Here is a 16,495-nt window from a genome sequence, read left to right as displayed (position 1 = left end):
AACACGGAATAAACGAACGGGGGTTTGGTTGATATGCATCAACAAAAAAGGCCCTGCCGGGCCTTCTCTGTGTTTTAGTGGGCCGCTTTTCGCGGTCGACTGGCGTAAAGATAGAAGAGTATCGAGCTGGTTGCGCAAAAAGCCATCGCCCACAGCATGGGCCATGCCGTCGTAAAGGTGGCCATTGAAAGCAACGCGCCAACGATAGCGCCGATGCCGAAGCGGAACGTCCCCGCCAGGGAAGAGGCGGTGCCCGCCATATGCGGAAACTCATCCAGGATCACCGCCATCGCATTAGATGACACCATCGACACGCAGCCGACAAAGGCCGCTACGCCGACCACCAGCGCCCAGAAGCCCACGCCCAGAAACGCGCTAACCACCAGCCAGATAGCCATCACAAACTGGATCCACAGCCCGGCGCGGAACATGTTCAGCGCCCCCACCCGCCGGACAAAACGGCTGTTGATGATGGTCATGATGAACAGGAAGACGATGTTAAGCGCGAAATAGTAGCCAAAGTGCTGCGGCGAAACGTGGTTCAGCTCGATGTAGACAAACGGCCCGGCGCTCAGGAAGGAGAACATCCCGGCGAAGCTGAACCCGCTTGCCAGCATATAGCTGAGCACGCGCTTGTGGCGAAACAGCGAGGCAAAGTTGCCGATTGTGGTTCGGATGTGGAATTTCTGACGGCGCTCGACGGGAAGCGTTTCATCAATAAAGAAGAAAATCATCGCCGAGGCCAGCAGCGCGGCCAGGGCCAGTATCCAGAAAATCACATGCCAGCTAAACCACACCAGCACCGCACCACCGGCCATCGGGGCCACCAGCGGCGCAATCGTCGTCACCAGCATAACGAACGACATCATGCGGGAGAACTCTTCCTTCGGGTAGATATCGCGCATCAGGGCGTTAATCACCACGCTTGCCGCTGCCGCCGCCAGACCGTGGAAGAAACGCATGATAATCAGATGATCGATAGTCTGCGCCAGCGCGCAGGCAACCGCTGCGGCGGCAAAGACCAGCGTCCCGCCCAGAATGACCGACTTGCGTCCAAGGCTGTCGGCCATCGGGCCATAAAACAGCTGGCCGAGGGCAAAGCCGAGAATATAGGTGCTGAGCGTCATCTGCGCGCTGCCCGCCGGTACGCCAAACTGCGCGGAAATGACCGGCAGCGCGGGCAGGTACATATCGATAGACAGCGGCATCAGCATGGCCAGCAGGCCAAGAATGAAGACGATTTTGAACGACGAGTGTGGCCTGGTGGTCACAGAGTTCTCCTGAAATTAGTGCGAAGGCAGACCGACGCTGGCGATCTCTTCTTCCGTTAACGGGCGATATTCGCCAGGCGCCAGGTCGGGATCGAGTTCAATCGCACCAATCCGTTCGCGATGCAGGCCAACAACGTGGTTCCCCACCGCGGCAAACATACGTTTCACCTGATGGTAGCGCCCTTCGCTGATAGTCAGGCGGACCTCCGTCGGGGTGATGACTTCGAGCACCGCCGGTTTGGTCAGATCTTTTTCATTATGCAGCTGAACGCCTTTCGCGAAGTGCTCTGCCGTGTCATCCGACACCGGTGACTCCAGCGTCACGAGATAGGTTTTCTCGCAGTGGTGGCGTGGAGAGGTGATGCGATGCGACCACTGACCGTCGTCGGTCATCAGCACCAGCCCGGTGGTGTCGATATCGAGTCGACCTGCGGCGTGCAGCTTGTGCGCCACCGGCTCGTCGAGGAAATAGAGCACCGTCGGGTGATCCGGATCGTCCGTTGAGCAGACGTAGCCTTCCGGCTTATTGAGCATGAAGTAGCGCGGACCGTGCTGCTGGGTCAGCGGATTGCCGTCATACTCCACCTGATGGTCAGGTTGCAGTTTGAACGCGCTGTCTCTCACAATGTCGCCATCCACGGTAACGCGGCTGGCGCGAATTTCGCGCCCGGCAATAGCGCGGCTTACGCCGAGTTGCTGAGCGATAAACTTATCAAGTCGCATGAAATCTTTTTAGCCTTAATGGTGCAGGAAGTCGGACAACAGGTCCGAAAAAAGAAGCAGTCTGGAACGTTTCAGTATAATGGTCTGGTTGCGCCACTCAAGGGAAAAAGTTTCGTGGCATACTATGTGCGGAATAACGAAACCGAGACCCCATGACTTTTACACTTCGTCCCTATCAGCAGGAAGCCGTTGACGCCACCCTCGCCTGGTTCCGTAAACATCGCGAGCCGGCGGCGATTGTGCTCCCGACCGGTGCAGGCAAAAGCCTGGTCATTGCCGAACTGGCGCGTCTGGCCCGCGGCCGCGTGCTGGTGCTGGCGCACGTTAAAGAGCTCGTCGCGCAAAACCATGCCAAATATTGTGCGCTTGGGCTGGAAGCCGATATTTTCGCTGCCGGGCTGAAGCGTAAAGAGAGCCACGGCAAAGTGGTCTTTGGCAGCGTGCAGTCGGTGGCGCGCAATCTGGACCTGTTTCGCAGCGAATTTTCGCTGCTGATTGTCGATGAGTGTCACCGCATCAGCGATGACGACGACAGTCAGTATCAGCAAATCCTGTCGCACCTGAAAGACGTGAACCCTCACCTGCGCCTGCTGGGCCTGACGGCGACCCCGTTTCGCCTGGGGAAAGGCTGGATCTACCGTTACCATTATCACGGCATGGTGCGCGGCGATGACAAGGCTCTGTTTAGCGACTGCATCTACGAGCTTCCGCTGCGCTACATGATTAAACATGGCTACCTGACGCCGCCTGAACGGCTGGATATGCCGGTGGTGCAGTACGATTTCAGCCGTTTGCAGGCACAGAGCAACGGCTTATTCAGCGAAGCGGATCTCAATCAGGAGCTGAAAAAGCAGAAGCGTATTACGCCGCATATTATCAGCCAGATTGAGGAGTTCGCCGCGACGCGCAAGGGGGTAATGATCTTTGCCGCCACCGTTGAGCACGCGCGTGAAATCACCGGATTACTGCCCGCCGGCGACGCGGCGTTAATCACCGGCGAAACGCCCGGCCCGGAGCGCGACGGCCTGATTGACGCCTTTAAAGCCCAGCGGTTCCGCTATCTGGTAAACGTGTCGGTATTGACCACCGGCTTTGACGCCCCGCACGTCGACCTGATCGCCATTTTGCGCCCGACCGAATCGGTCAGTCTGTATCAGCAGATTGTTGGCCGCGGCCTGCGTCTGGCCCCGGGAAAAACCGACTGCCTGATTCTGGATTATGCCGGTAACCCGCACGATCTCTATACGCCTGAGGTCGGCGCGCCAAAAGGGAAAAGCGACAACGTGCCCGTGCAGGTATTTTGCCCTGCCTGCGGGTTTGCCAACACCTTCTGGGGAAAAACCACCGCCGACGGTACGCTGATCGAACACTTTGGCCGCCGCTGTCAGGGCTGGTTTGAAGATGATGACGGGCATCGCGAGCAGTGCGATTTCCGCTTCCGGTTCAAAAACTGCCCGCAGTGCAACGCCGAAAACGACATTGCCGCCCGCCGCTGCCGGGAATGCGACGCGGTGCTGGTTGACCCGGACGACATGCTGAAAGCGGCGCTAAAGCTGAAAGATGCCCTGGTGCTGCGCTGTTCCGGCATGGCGCTGCAGCCCGGCGCCGATGAAAAAGGCGAGTGGTTGAAAATCACCTATTACGACGAAGACGGGGCGGACGTCAGCGAGCGCTTCCGGGTTCAGACGCCTGCCCAGCGAATGGCCTTCGAACAGCTGTTTATCCGCCCGCATACCCGCACGCCGGGCGTGCCCCTGCGCTGGATCACCGTGGCCGATATCGTGCGCCAGCAGATGCTATTGCGCCATCCGGATTTTGTCGTCGCCCGTAAGAAAGGCCAGTTCTGGCAGGTGCGCGAGAAGCTCTTTGACTACGAAGGTCGCTTCCGTCGCGCCAACGAATTGCGCGGTTAGCGGGACTTTTCATTGATGTGAGGGGCATTTGAGTATAAAATGCCGCCCGCTTCACATCCGTGAGGCAGAACACTCACCTGCTGCTGGGTCGCCTGTAGTAGGGTTTTAAATACAGAGAGAAATCAATGTTTACTATCGAAGCAGAAGTACGTAACGTGCAGGGTAAGGGTGCGAGCCGCCGCCTGCGTACCGCTAACAAGTTCCCGGCTATCGTTTACGGTGGCGAAGCTGCTCCAGTTGCAATCGAACTGGATCACGACAAACTGTGGAACCTGCAGACCAAAGCTGAATTCTACAGCGAAGTTCTGACCATCGTTGTTGGCGGTAAAGAAGAAAAAGTGAAAGTTCAGGCTGTTCAGCGTCACGCGTTCAAGCCAAAACTGACTCACATCGACTTCGTTCGCGCGTAATCGCAAACCTGTCGAAAAAAACCCCGCTTCTGCGGGGTTTTTTGTGCCTGCTATTTACCGCCCGAGGTGCGGCGCTGAAGCTGATCGCGCAGATTCGGCGGCGTGCCCTTAATGGTCAGCGTATCGGTGGCCGGATCCCAAAAGATACGTTCACCCAGCAGCATCGCATCAAAGTTAATGGTTAACCCACCGCCGCTGCCGGCAAACTTGGTTAACTGACGCAGCGTGCTGCGATCCGCCGGGAAGCTCTCTTCAAGCTCATAGCCCTTTTCTGCGGTAAATTCCTGGAAGCTGACTTCGCTGACGCCCGCCAGCTCTTTTGACAGCGACTCCAGCTCAATCTCTTCCCCTGCCTGCAGCTGTTCGTTGCAGTAGCTGTAAACCTGCTGACGCACCGTCTGGCGCTCAGATTTATCGAGCTGCGCTTCTGCTGTGAAATCGTCAACCGCCTGGAGCAGCCCTTTGTTCTGCGCCTTGGCGTTAAGACCTTCGCTGGCACCGAGGAAGTCCATAAAGAAATCCGCCACTTTGCGGCCCACGCGCCCCTTCAGGAATGTCAGGTAGCGGGTCGACTCCGGGTTGGTTTCCCATTCGGTCAAATCAATACGCGCCACGATATCCGCATGGTTGATATCCAGATAATGCGTTGAGCTGATATCCAGCTGCTCGTTCACGCGCATGCTGCTTAAGTTATTCAGCACGGTAACCAGCAGATACTCGACCGCCAGGTAGCGATAGTGGCAGAACAGCACGATCCCGCCGTCGGCGAACGGATATTTCGCCAGTTCGTCGCGCAGACGCCCGGTTGCGGCACGGCTAAACGCCAGGAAATCCTCTTCGCCCTGACGCTGCAGGCGCAGACTATCGGCCAGTTCACTCTCTTCGTTGAACAGGCCATAGGCTTTATTTTTGGCGCTATAGACGCGATGCAGCTCTGCCATCATCTCCACCACGGTCGCCGTGGGTTCCAGTAACGAATCGCGCAGCACCACTTCAAGGGTTTGCTCATCACGCTTGATAAGCTGGTGCAAGGCAATCTGGTTGATTTCCAGACTCATGATAAACTCTCCTTTTAGACCGGGCGGTATTCAACCACCACCAGGACATGTGTGCAACAACAGATAAAAAAGGGGAAAAAAAGCTGTTGCTACGGTAATATGTTGCCCTTTCATCAACAAACTGATTTTGATTTATGCCACAACATTCCCGCTACAGTGATGAACACGTTGAACAACTGCTCAGTGAGCTGGTCAACGTACTGGAAAAACATAAAACGCCGACCGATCTCTCCCTGATGGTTTTGGGAAATATGGTCACCAACCTGATTAACACCAGCGTTGCTCCGGCTCAGCGTCAGGCGATCGCAAAATCGTTCGCCCAGGCTTTACAGTCGTCCGTCAGCAACGACCCGGCCCATTAAGGGATACGAACAACAGTTTATGGTGACGAATCGTCAGCGCTACCGTGAAAAAGTCTCCCAGATGGTCAGCTGGGGGCACTGGTTTGCCCTGTTCAACATTCTGCTGGCGACGGTCATTGGCTGTCGTTATCTGTTTGTCGCAGACTGGCCAACAACGCTAACCGGGCGTATCTACTCCTGGATGAGCGTTGTGGGTCACTTTAGCTTTTTGGTTTTCGCCACCTATCTGCTGATCCTGTTCCCCCTGACGTTTATCGTCATGTCGCAGCGTCTGATGAGGTTCTTGTCCGCCATCCTTGCGACGGTCGGGATGACGCTGCTGCTTATCGACAGTGAAGTGTTCACCCGCTTCCACCTGCACCTCAACCCCATCGTCTGGGAACTGGTGATTAACCCCGACCAGAACGAAACGGCCCGTGACTGGCAGCTGATGTTTATCAGCGTCCCGGTGATCCTGTTGATTGAGATGCTGTTCGCTACCTGGAGCTGGCAAAAGCTCCGCAGCCTGACCCGGCGACGCCATTATGCGAAGCCCGTCGCCGCGCTCTTTTTCGTCTCCTTTATCAGTTCGCACATCATGTATATCTGGGCGGATGCGAACTTCTATCGCCCTATTACCATGCAGCGCGCGAACCTGCCGCTCTCGTACCCGATGACGGCCCGTCGCTTCCTCGAGAAACACGGCCTGCTTGATGCGCAGGAGTACCAGCGCCGTCTTATCGAGCAGGGTAACCCGGAAGCCGTCAGCGTTCAGTATCCTCTGAGCGACCTGAACTACCGCGATATGGGGCGCGGACAAAACGTCCTGCTGATCACCGTCGATGGCCTGAACTATTCCCGTTTCGAGAAGCAGATGCCTGCGCTGGCCGCTTTCGCGAGTCAGAACGTCTCGTTTACTCAGCATATGAGCTCCGGTAACACCGCCGATGCGGGCATCTTTGGCCTCTTCTATGGCATTTCAGCTGGCTACATGGACGGCGTACTGTCTACCCGCACGCCTGCGGCGCTGATCACCGGGCTGAATCAGCAAGGCTATCAGTTAGGGTTGTTCTCCTCCGATGGCTTTAACAGCCCGCTCTACCGCCAGGCGCTGCTGTCCGATTTCTCACTGCCGACGGCGCAAAAACAGTCCGACGCGCAGACCGCCAGCCAATGGATAAACTGGCTGCAGCGCTACGCCCAGGAAGATAACCGCTGGTTCTCATGGGTTGCCTTTAACGGCACAACGCTTGCTGACAGCAATAAGAGTGACTTTGCGCGCCGCTACGGTCGCGCGGCTGGCGATGTTGATGCTCAGATAGGCCGCGTGCTTGATGCGCTTCGCGAGTCGGGCAAGCTGGACAATACCGTGGTGATCGTGACCGCGGGCCATGGCATCCCGCTAGGTGACGAGACGAAGAGTATGAGCTGGTCTCGCCCGAATCTGCAGGTTCCGCTGGTGATCCACTGGCCTGGCACCCCGGCGCAGCGCATTAATATGCTCACCGAGCATAAAGATGTGATGACAACCCTGATGCAACGTCTGCTGCACGTCAGCACGCCAGCAAACGAGTATTCGCAGGGGCAGGATCTCTTCAGCGCCGCGCGCCGCCACAGCTGGGTGACGGCAGCGGGGAATAATACGCTGGTGGTGACCACGCCGAAGCTGACGCTGGTGCTGAACAGCAACGGGAATTATCAGACGTATAATCTGCAGGGTGAACGGCTGAAAGATCAGAAACCACAGCTGAGCCTGCTGCTTCAGGTCCTGACGGATGAGAAGCGCTTCATCGCTAACTGATTAATAATAAACCAGTTAGCGACAGATTCCCTTGCATTCAAAACGAAATCGAGTAGTATTCTTTTTATGCGTCGGCACGTAGCGCAGCCTGGTAGCGCACCGTCATGGGGTGTCGGGGGTCGGAGGTTCAAATCCTCTCGTGCCGACCAAAAACACACTGAAAACCAGCCTGATGGCTGGTTTTTTTATTTCGCCTCGTCCGGCGTTTTGCGCAGATACACAAGCGTAGCCAGACAAATCACCGCTCCGGCATAAAACGTATATTCCGCGCCAAACGTTTCCCATATCGCGCCGGCTCCCACGCTGGCGATTAATAATCCCACGCCGCTTACCAGACTAAAAATACCGAAAGCCGTGCCGCGCAGATCGCGCGGTGCGGTTTTAGCGATCATTGCCGCCAGTAATCCCTGGGTCATACCCATATGTATTCCCCAAAGCGCAACGCCTAAAATGACTCCCATCCAGTGGCTGCTCAGCGCCAGAACAACATCTGCGCCAATCAGCACCATTAGCCCCCACTGCAGAAGTCGGGTGTGGCTCATGCCATCAGAAAGTTTGCCAAAAGGGTAAGCCGAAAGGGAATAGAGTACGTTCATGACCACCATCACCAGCGGAATAAGGGCCAGAGGAACGCCCGACTGCTGCGCACGAAGGACGAGAAAAGCCTCGCTAAACCGGGCAAGCGTGAGCACCGCACCAAGGCCAATCACCCACCAGCACGCTTTACCCAGCCGCCTTAAATTCTCTCGTTTAATGGGATTAGTACGTTTATGTTCGGGGGGAGTTTTCGGCTCCTGAAGGCCGAAATAGAGCAAGGCAACTGAAAGCAGACCGGGGATAAGAGCTATCCAGAAAACAGTGCGAAAATCATTGTCCAGCAACAGCATTAAGCTTACGGCCAGTAATGGGCCAAGAAATGCGCCTGTGGTATCCATTGACTGACGCAGGCCATATGCCGCACCACGCATTTCCGGCGGCGTGACGTCTGCAACCAGCGCATCCCGCGGGGCGCCCCGTATTCCCTTCCCCGTACGGTCCATGAGACGTGCGCCTAAAACCATCCCGGAAGAGGACGCTAATGCGAAAAGGGGTTTGCTTAGGGCCCCCAGGCCATACCCTAACAGGGCCAGCCCCTTACGTTGACCCAGGTAGTCGCTGATCGCCCCCGAAAAGACCTTAATAAAAAGCGCAGTGGCCTCCGCCAGCCCTTCAATCAGGCCGATTAACAGCACGCTCGTACCGAGGGTGGTCATCATAAAAAGTGGCAGCAGGCTGTGAATACTCTCTGACGAGATATCCATCAGCATACTGACGCCCCCCACAACCCAGACGCCTTTGGGGATCTGGCTGAGCACTGGAAATCTGGAACGCATCTACCGCTCCTGCTTTAAAAACAGTTGCCTGAATGCTTACAGGATAGGATATCGCGGATTAAAAAAACCTGAGGAGAGTGGGATGAGACCATAAAAAAGCCATCCGGCAGGATGGCTTAGCTATTGCGAGTCAGCGCTTAATGCTTCTCACGTCCGCCCAGGAAGAAAATGCCCAGCGGGATGGCCAGCAGAACGGTGAACACCAGGCTGTAGACGAAGATCATCGCCGACTGCAGGACATACATGCTGGTTGTCCAGGCAGAGAGGGGGATATTGTACTGTTCGATAACGCCAACAATGGTTGCCCGCCCCACGCACGCGGCAGCAATCATAAATACGACCAGCAGCGCCAGGAGGAACTTGCGGCCTTCAGGCGTTTTCAGTTTTGCACGAACCATCTCTCTTCCCTTTTACAGATGAATAACAATATACAGGGTCTAAAATAACACGAACTGACACCTGACTCCACACCAGCATAAACAACCACTAAACAGGCAAATTAAAAGCGTATAACGCTACCCATAGTGAAAATGTAAGTAAATAACACCGTTCATTCATCGTTGTTATGTTAACCTGCGCAGGATCGTTTTGACATAAAGGAATGACAATGAAAAACGCACCTAAATTTGCCATCGCCCTCATTGCCGCCGCGTGCGTCAGCAGCAGCGCTTTCGCCAGCGAAACTCCAAAAGAGCAGCCGCTGGAAAAAGTGGCTCCTTACCCGCAGGCGGACAAAGGGATGAAGCGTCAGGTGATTCAGCTGCCGGTTCAGCAGGATGAAGCGAACTTTAAAGTGGAACTGTTAATTGGTAAGACGCTGGAAGTGGACTGCAACCAGCACCGTCTGGGCGGTCAGCTGGAAAGCAAAACCCTGGAAGGCTGGGGTTACGACTATTACGTCTTTGACAAAGTGACCTCTCCGGTCTCCACCATGATGGCCTGCCCGGACGGCAAGAAAGAGAAGAAATTTGTAACGGCGTATCTGGGTGACAACAGTCTGCTGCGCTACAACAGCAAGCTGCCGATCGTGGTCTATACGCCTGAAAACGTAGAAGTGAAATATCGCATCTGGAAGGCTGATGAGAACATCGGACAAGCCGTAGTACGTTAAAAATAAGTCGGGTGGCGGCTTCGCCTTACCCGACCCGGAAAGGGTGCGCTCTGGTGCCCTCACCCCAACTCTCTCTCACCGGGAGAGGGAGAAAACACTAAAAACGGTAACGGATGTTACCGTTTTGCTTTTACCTTACAGCGCGATATCCGCAACCGGTTTGTTTTCCGGCTGAGGCTTCAGCTCCGCTTTTGGCGCAGCATCCGCAGCCTGTGGCTTGATGTATTGCAGCTGCAGTACGCGGCTGGTGTATTCCAGCTCCTGCTCCGTCGCGCTCACGTTGCCGTTCAGCTTCGTGCCGTAGGATGGAATAATGGTTTTCAGCTTTGCCTGCCATTCCGGGCTGGCGACTTTGTCTTTAAACACTTTTTCCATCAGGTGCAGCATGATTGGCGCAGCGGTAGACGCTCCCGGCGACGCCCCCAGAAGCGCGGCAATGGTGCCATCCTTATCGCTTACCACTTCGGTACCCAGACGCAGCACGCCACCCTCTTTCGGATCGCGCTTGATGATCTGTACGCGCTGACCCGCCTGCCACAGACGCCAGTCTTCTTTCTTCGCCTGCGGATAGTACTCTTTCAGCGCCTCGAAGCGGTCGTCGTCAGAGAGCATCACCTGGCTGATCAGGTATTTCACCAGGTCGAAGTTATCCAGACCCACATCCATCATCGGCTTGACGTTAGAGGTGGTCGTGGCGCTGAGCAGATCCCACAGGGAGCCATTTTTCAGGAACTTCGTGGAGAAGGTCGCGAACGGCCCAAACAGCACCACGCGTTTGCCGTCAAGCATACGGGTGTCGATGTGCGGAACAGACATCGGCGGTGCGCCAACGGAAGCCTGGCCGTACACTTTTGCCAGATGACGGTTCACCACTTCCGGGTTTTCTGACACCAGGAACTGACCGCCGACCGGGAAGCCCGCGTAGTCGTCAGCTTCCGGAATACCGGACTCCTGCAGCAGCTTCAGCGCCGCGCCGCCCGCACCGATAAAGACAAACTTCGCCTTAATGACGTGCTCGGCTTCGTTGTTTTTCAGATCGGCAACGGTCACGCTCCAGCTGTTATCCGCGTTGCGCTTGAAACCGCGCACTTCGGTGCTGAGCTGCAGGTTGAAGTTCTCTTTTTTCTTCAGAGACGTCACCAGCTGACGGGTAATTTCACCGTAGTTAACGTCGGTACCAATTTCGGTACGGGTCGCCGCCACTTTCTGGTTCGGGTCACGACCTTCCATGACCAGCGGAGCCCACTCTTTAATCTGCGCGTGGTCTTCAGAGTATTTCATCCCGCGGAACAGCGTGCTCTGCTGCAGAGCGGCGTAGCGCGCGCGCAGGAAGTTGACGTTCTGCTCTCCCCACACAAAGCTCATGTGCGGCACGGTGTTGATGAAAGAGTGCGGGTCGTGCATCACGCCGCTGTTGACCTGATGAGACCAGAACTGGCGAGAAACCTGGAATGCTTCGTTGATCTCTACCGCCTTCTCGATACTAATGGAACCGTCCTTTTTCTGCGGCGTATAGTTCAGTTCCATGAGTGCCGAATGTCCGGTACCGGCGTTATTCCATCCGTTCGAACTCTCCTGCGCCACGCCATCAAGGCGCTCGACCATGGTCATAGACCAGTCCGGCTGCAGTTCTTGCAGATAGGTTCCCAGCGTGGCGCTCATGATACCGCCACCAATTAAAAGGACGTCCGTTTCCTGCTCTTTTGGTGCGTCAGCTTTCGCCGCCATGGAGACGGTGTTAAGCCCCACGGCCAGAGAAAAGAGCATGGCAGTCATTTTTTTCATAATTTATGCCTTAGTGTAAAAGTGCTTGATGCGTGGAAATTGCAGGTGAAAAAAGCTGCGGGGGCACGGTAACAACTTTTAAATATTGTTTAAAGGTTACGAAATTATTGTAATTGTGAAATTTAATGATGGATTGTTTGTGAGGAATTATCGATGCGTCTGGTAAAGCGCGGTTTTACTGGCTAGTATGTTGCGTTTTGTGATCGCGCGCACGGAAGCCTGCCCTAACCAGCGAACTGTTATGTCCTTACCCCATTCTGCTGTATCCCCCGAAGACCGCGTGGCCAACGTGCTGCGTTCCCCAAAGCAGCTGACGCGTGAAACGCTGGCAGGCGTGATTACCGCCCTGGCGCTGATCCCCGAGGTTATCTCATTTTCGGTGGTGGCGGGCGTTGACCCGAAGGTCAGCCTGATCGCCTCCGTGGTGCTGTGTCTTACCCTGTCGGTACTGGGTGGCCGCCCGGCGATGGTCACGGCAGCGGCCGGTTCCGTGGCGCTGGTCATTGGCCCGATGGTGCATCAGCACGGCGTACAGTACATTCTTCCCGCCGTGCTGATGGCTGGCGTGATTCAGATTCTGTTTGGCGTGCTGGGCATGGCAAGACTGATGCGCTTTATACCCCAGTCGGTCATGACCGGGTTTGTTAACGCCCTGGGCATTTTGATCTTCTTCGCTCAGGTACCGCATTTCTGGAGCCGAAGCCCGGTGATTGTGGGCCTATTCGTCCTGACGCTGCTGATCGTGCTGTGGGTGCCGCGCTATATCAAAAGCATCCCTTCCCCGCTGATTGCGATTGTTGTGCTTACCTTGTTTACCGTTTCAACCGGTCAAATCCTGCCGACCGTGGGCGATGAAGGCTCCATGAGCGGCGGTTTGCCGGGTCTTACCGAGCTGCTGGTCCCGCTCAATGTGCAGACGCTGAGCATTATCTGGCCGTGCGCGCTGAGCATCGCGTTTGTCGGCCTGCTGGAATCCCTGCTGACGGCAAAGCTGGTGGATGAGCTGACCGCAACGCCGTCGAGCAAGCGCCGTGAGAGCATCGGGCTGGGCGTGGGTAATATTCTGGCCGGATTTTATGGCGGAATTGCAGGCTGCGCGATGATCGGACAAACCATCGTCAACGTGGAGATGGGGAAAGGTCGAAGCCGCATTTCAACCTTTGCGGCGGGCATCGTGCTGCTGATCCTGGTGACGGCGCTCAGCGACGTGATGGCCAAAATCCCGATGGCGGTGCTGGCGGGTATTATGGCGATTGTCGCCGTCAAAACCTTCAGCTGGCACAGCCTTCAGCCAGCCACGGTGAAAACGGCCCCGATTGCAGAAACGGTCGTCATGCTGGTCACCGTAGCCGCCACGGTATCAACCGGCAATCTGGCGATTGGCGTGCTGGGCGGGATTATCGTCATGGCACTCCTCCCCGCCCGCATTAAGCGTCGGCTTAAAGCAGAAAAATCGTCGCCAGCCCAAGAAAAATAAAGAAACCGCCGGTATCGGTGATGGCGGTGATCATCACGCTCGACCCGACCGCGGGGTCGCGGCCCAGTTTGGTCATCGTCAGCGGGATAATCACGCCCATTATCGACGCTACCAGCAGGTTCAGCACCATCGCCAGCATCATCACGCCGCCCAGGGCCATATCGTCGTACAGCCACCAGGTGATGCCGCCCATAATCCCGCCCCACACCAGGCCGTTAATTAGCGCGACGCCCATCTCTCTAAAAATGAGCCACGAAAAGTTACCTGGCTGAATGTTTTCCAGCGCCAGCGCGCGAACGATCATGGTTATAGTCTGGTTTCCGGTGTTGCCGCCGATTCCGGCCACAATCGGCATCAGCGAGGCCAGCGCCACCAGCTGCGAAATGGTGTGTTCAAACCCGTCGATCACGCGGGAGGCGATAAACGCGGTGCACAGGTTAATGGCCAGCCACGCCCAGCGCGTTTTTACCGCCTTGCCGACGGAGGCATGGACATCATCTTCGGCGCTAATCCCGCCGAGCGCGCGCAGGTCGTTGTCGGTTTCTTCATAGACCACGTCAACGATCTCATCGATGGTCAGACGCCCCATCAGTTTGCCGACGGAATCCACGACGGCGGCACTCACCAGGTCGTCACGCTCGAAGGTACGCGCCGCTTTCTCCGCATCGTCTTCCGGGGAGAAGACCATCGGCTCGTTTTCCATCACCTCGCTCACCTTCCGCTGGGTGCTGTTAAGCAGGATGGTTTTCAGCTCAAGTTCGCCAAGCAGGGTTTTATCCCGGGAGGTGACAAACAGTTTATCGGTGTTGTCCGGCATTTTGCCCAGGCGACGCAGATAGCGCTGCACGGTACCGAGCGTCACGTCCGGTCGCACCGTGATAACGCCGAACTCCATGATCGCGCCGACGCTGTTTTTCTCGTAGTGCATCACCTGACGCACGCGCGCCCGCTCCTCCGCAGGCAGTGACGCCAACAGGCGGCCGGTCAGGTTTCGCGGCAGGTGCTGAACGAGGTAAATCTGCTCGTCGATATCCAGGGTTTGCACCGCGTCGAGAATATCCCGATCGCTCATCTCGTCGATCAGGTCGTCCCAGACGTTTTCGGAGGCCTCAAGCAGCACCTGCCCGCGCTCGTGATCCTGCACCAGACGCCACAGGGCGTGACGCTCTTCCGAGGGAAGCGCTTCAAGGGTATCCGCCAGATCCGGCGGGGGTAAATGAGCAACCAGCGCACCTACCTCAGCAATATCGTCGGTCAGGGTGCCGACATCATATTGCTCAGCCAGGGTGAGTTTGCCTAAAAGCGTAGAAGTGACCGCTTTATCGGTCGTGAGAAGCCAGATGAGTCGCGCGCGCTCCTGGTCACGCTGTCTGGCGCTGTTTTTCTTTAATACCGACATCAATCATAAATCCATTAAATGAGTTGGGGTTAAGCATAGCGCGGGGATATGTAAATAAGAATAAACAACGGGACGGGATGGGGAAAAAAGCGGCATTACGGCCACGATCTATCCCCTCTCCCTGTGGGAGAGGGTTAGGGTGAGGGCATCAGGCCGTACGCGCTACCGCGTCACGCGAGGCCGCATCTCGATCTTCACCGGTCAGCTCGCTCAGCTTGCCGTCGCGCATCTCCAGCAGGCGGTCAGCATGAATGAAGTAGTGATCGTCGTGGCTGATGGCGAAAATGGTTTTACCCATCTCCTGCATCAGCGGCAGCAGTACCTGATAAAACTCGCGGCGGAAATGCGGGTCCTGATCCGCAGCCCACTCGTCCAGCAGGATGATGTCACGCTCTTCCGCCAGCGCCAGCAGCAGCGCCACGCGCTTTTTCTGCCCTTTGGAAAGCTTCAGATTGAGAATTTTACCTTCCTGAAGTTCCAGCTTGTGCGACATCTGCAGCTGCGCCAGCCATTTTTCCACCAGCGCCGGATTGGCCTGTTGCCCTTCCGGCCCCAGCAGCCGATCGAACAGCCAGACGTCGGTGAACACCGCCGAGAAAAGCTTACGGTAATCCTCGGGCTTCTCAGCGCTTAGCGCCTTGCCGTCCAGCAAAATCTCGCCCGACTGCGGCTGATAGAGTCCGGTCAGCAACATCGCCAGCGTAGATTTACCGCTGCCGTTACCGCCGATGAGGAACAGCAGTTCACCGCGGCGGATCGTCAGGTTGACCGGTCCCACGGAGAAAGCGCTGTCCTGATAGCGGAACTTGACGTTACGCAGCTCCAGCGTCTGCCAGTTCGGGAAGGCCTGCGGGCGTGGGAATTCGGCCTTGAACGGCGCGAGATCGAATTTTTTGAGCTTATTAAAGGCCACCTGCGCACTCAGTAAGGTGGGCAACGCGCCGACCGCCGAGAGCAGCGGCGTGCGTAAAAACAGCAGCGTCAGCGAGTAAGTTGCCGCTACGTTGGTGTCGGCCCAGCCCAGGCCATTCGCCATCCAGAATACCAGGCCAATGGCACCCAGCATCATGATGTTTGACCAGTTCACCGCGCTCAGGTGGAAGGTGTCGGCGCGAATAATATGATGACGGTATTCGCGCGCGTCCGGGATATAGAGATGATTAAAGATATGCTCGGCGCGCTCGCGGTTCAGGGTGAGCTCTTTGCGCCCTTCCAGCACCGTCTGGTAATCGTTATAAAGCTTATCTTCGGTTTCGCGCAGTACCGCCATGTGTTTATAGACGCGCGACACCAGCATAAAGCCGCCCCAGATGGTAATGACAATCCACAGCGCGGTCACCGCCAGCATTTTGCTGGAGAGCCAGGCGAGATAGGCCGCCGAGCCAAAGGTCAGAATGATCCCCTGCACCAGCTCCGGCAGACGAACGAACGCGATGGTAATGGCGCGCACGTCGCTGGTCAGCCCCGCCAGCAGGGAGGCGCTGCCGAGCTGCTCAACGCGCTCTACCTGAGTATCGAGGATCCGCTTGATAAACTCACTGCGCAAACGGAAAACGAAATGGTGCCCGAGCGTGGTCAGTGCCAGCTGGGAACCGAGCGTAACCGCCATCAGCAGGAGCAGCAGGCCGAGAAACTCCGGCAGAACGGAGAGCGAAGTGTCGGTCATTTCAATCAACCGCACGTTAATAAACGCGATCAGGCCAATCCCCAGCGCGGCGCTGGCAAGGCTTAACGCCATTACTGCGATGAAGGGCCAGCGATACTGACGCCAGACGAGGAGAAGTAGTTGCATGCAGGCAATCCGGACAATAAAAATCAGCCAGCAGTGTAAAC

14 protein-coding genes and 1 tRNA gene are annotated in these 16,495 nt (G+C 56.4%); 7 read left to right on the top strand and 8 right to left on the bottom strand.

The genetic code is table 11. The annotated features are described in order from the left end of the window. Positions 1 to 74 precede the first annotated feature (74 nt). Positions 75 to 1,271, bottom strand: a complete 1,197-nt coding sequence (locus ACOTZC_RS12630) for a Bcr/CflA family multidrug efflux MFS transporter (protein WP_163354028.1) — start codon at positions 1,269 to 1,271, stop codon at positions 75 to 77. A 15-nt stretch (positions 1,272 to 1,286) separates the two neighbouring features. After that, the gene (gene rsuA, locus ACOTZC_RS12625; RefSeq protein ID WP_021241522.1) at positions 1,287 to 1,994 is read right to left on the bottom strand and encodes a 16S rRNA pseudouridine(516) synthase RsuA; all 708 of its coding nucleotides are present in this window, start codon (positions 1,992 to 1,994) and stop codon (positions 1,287 to 1,289) included. Positions 1,995 to 2,146: 152 nt separating this feature from the next. On the opposite strand from rsuA, the gene ACOTZC_RS12620 reads away from it, so the two are divergent. Beyond that, positions 2,147 to 3,907 (top strand): DEAD/DEAH box helicase, encoded by a 1,761-nt coding sequence (locus tag ACOTZC_RS12620; protein WP_163354029.1) that lies wholly within the window; start codon positions 2,147 to 2,149, stop codon positions 3,905 to 3,907. 125 nt (positions 3,908 to 4,032) lie between these two features. Further along, positions 4,033 to 4,317, top strand: coding sequence for a 50S ribosomal protein L25 (gene rplY / locus ACOTZC_RS12615; protein ID WP_008500956.1), 285 nt, complete (start codon positions 4,033 to 4,035; stop codon positions 4,315 to 4,317). A gap of 50 nt (positions 4,318 to 4,367) precedes the next feature. Here the strand turns inward: rplY and yejK are convergent, their stop codons facing one another. Beyond that, entirely contained in the window at positions 4,368 to 5,375 is a 1,008-nt protein-coding gene (gene yejK, locus ACOTZC_RS12610; protein WP_021241524.1) for a nucleoid-associated protein YejK, read from the bottom strand. A gap of 134 nt (positions 5,376 to 5,509) precedes the next feature. Between yejK and ACOTZC_RS12605 the strand changes: the two genes are divergently transcribed. From ACOTZC_RS12605 to ACOTZC_RS12595, 3 genes are all read left to right on the top strand, one after another. Next, positions 5,510 to 5,737, top strand: a complete 228-nt coding sequence (locus ACOTZC_RS12605; RefSeq protein WP_008500958.1) for a YejL family protein — start codon at positions 5,510 to 5,512, stop codon at positions 5,735 to 5,737. A gap of 19 nt (positions 5,738 to 5,756) precedes the next feature. After that, positions 5,757 to 7,517 (top strand): LPS biosynthesis-modulating metalloenzyme YejM, encoded by a 1,761-nt coding sequence (yejM, locus tag ACOTZC_RS12600; RefSeq protein WP_045402776.1) that lies wholly within the window; start codon positions 5,757 to 5,759, stop codon positions 7,515 to 7,517. 72 nt (positions 7,518 to 7,589) lie between these two features. After that, positions 7,590 to 7,666, top strand: a tRNA-Pro gene (locus ACOTZC_RS12595). 36 nt (positions 7,667 to 7,702) lie between these two features. Here the strand turns inward: ACOTZC_RS12595 and ACOTZC_RS12590 are convergent. After that, positions 7,703 to 8,890 carry an MFS transporter gene (locus ACOTZC_RS12590; protein ID WP_421635793.1) on the bottom strand — a complete coding sequence of 396 codons (1,188 nt, stop codon included), beginning with the start codon at positions 8,888 to 8,890 and terminating at the stop codon, positions 7,703 to 7,705. A 137-nt stretch (positions 8,891 to 9,027) separates the two neighbouring features. Continuing rightward, positions 9,028 to 9,288, bottom strand: a complete 261-nt coding sequence (locus ACOTZC_RS12585) for a DUF2534 family protein (protein ID WP_008500962.1) — start codon at positions 9,286 to 9,288, stop codon at positions 9,028 to 9,030. Positions 9,289 to 9,497: 209 nt separating this feature from the next. Here ACOTZC_RS12585 and eco point away from each other — a divergent pair, with 209 nt between their 5' ends. Next, positions 9,498 to 10,001 (top strand): serine protease inhibitor ecotin, encoded by a 504-nt coding sequence (gene eco, locus ACOTZC_RS12580; protein WP_045402768.1) that lies wholly within the window; start codon positions 9,498 to 9,500, stop codon positions 9,999 to 10,001. Between the two features lie 135 nt (positions 10,002 to 10,136). Here eco and mqo read toward each other — a convergent pair whose 3' ends face one another. After that, positions 10,137 to 11,786 (bottom strand): malate dehydrogenase (quinone), encoded by a 1,650-nt coding sequence (mqo, locus tag ACOTZC_RS12575; RefSeq protein WP_029740950.1) that lies wholly within the window; start codon positions 11,784 to 11,786, stop codon positions 10,137 to 10,139. A 187-nt stretch (positions 11,787 to 11,973) separates the two neighbouring features. On the opposite strand from mqo, the gene ACOTZC_RS12570 reads away from it, so the two are divergent. Continuing rightward, on the top strand, positions 11,974 to 13,263 hold the full coding sequence (locus ACOTZC_RS12570) for a SulP family inorganic anion transporter (RefSeq protein WP_248161802.1): 1,290 nt from the start codon (positions 11,974 to 11,976) through the stop codon (positions 13,261 to 13,263). Here ACOTZC_RS12570 and mgtE read toward each other — a convergent pair. Together mgtE and ACOTZC_RS12560 are read right to left on the bottom strand one after the other, a co-directional pair. Continuing rightward, positions 13,226 to 14,662: a magnesium transporter gene (gene mgtE / locus ACOTZC_RS12565; protein WP_248161795.1), complete on the bottom strand. Its 1,437-nt coding sequence runs from the start codon at positions 14,660 to 14,662 to the stop codon at positions 13,226 to 13,228. The two genes, ACOTZC_RS12570 and mgtE, sit on opposite strands and share 38 nt — an antisense overlap. A gap of 148 nt (positions 14,663 to 14,810) precedes the next feature. Then, positions 14,811 to 16,454: a multidrug ABC transporter permease/ATP-binding protein gene (locus ACOTZC_RS12560; RefSeq protein WP_248161793.1), complete on the bottom strand. Its 1,644-nt coding sequence runs from the start codon at positions 16,452 to 16,454 to the stop codon at positions 14,811 to 14,813. Between the last annotated feature and the right edge of the window lie 41 nt (positions 16,455 to 16,495).

This window comes from Enterobacter cloacae complex sp. SHL009 (assembly GCF_049237205.1).
Lineage (GTDB): Bacteria > Pseudomonadota > Gammaproteobacteria > Enterobacterales > Enterobacteriaceae > Enterobacter > Enterobacter cloacae_M.
The sequence above is the reverse complement of the archived record's forward strand: the minus strand, read 5'-3'. Positions and strand labels throughout refer to the sequence as shown.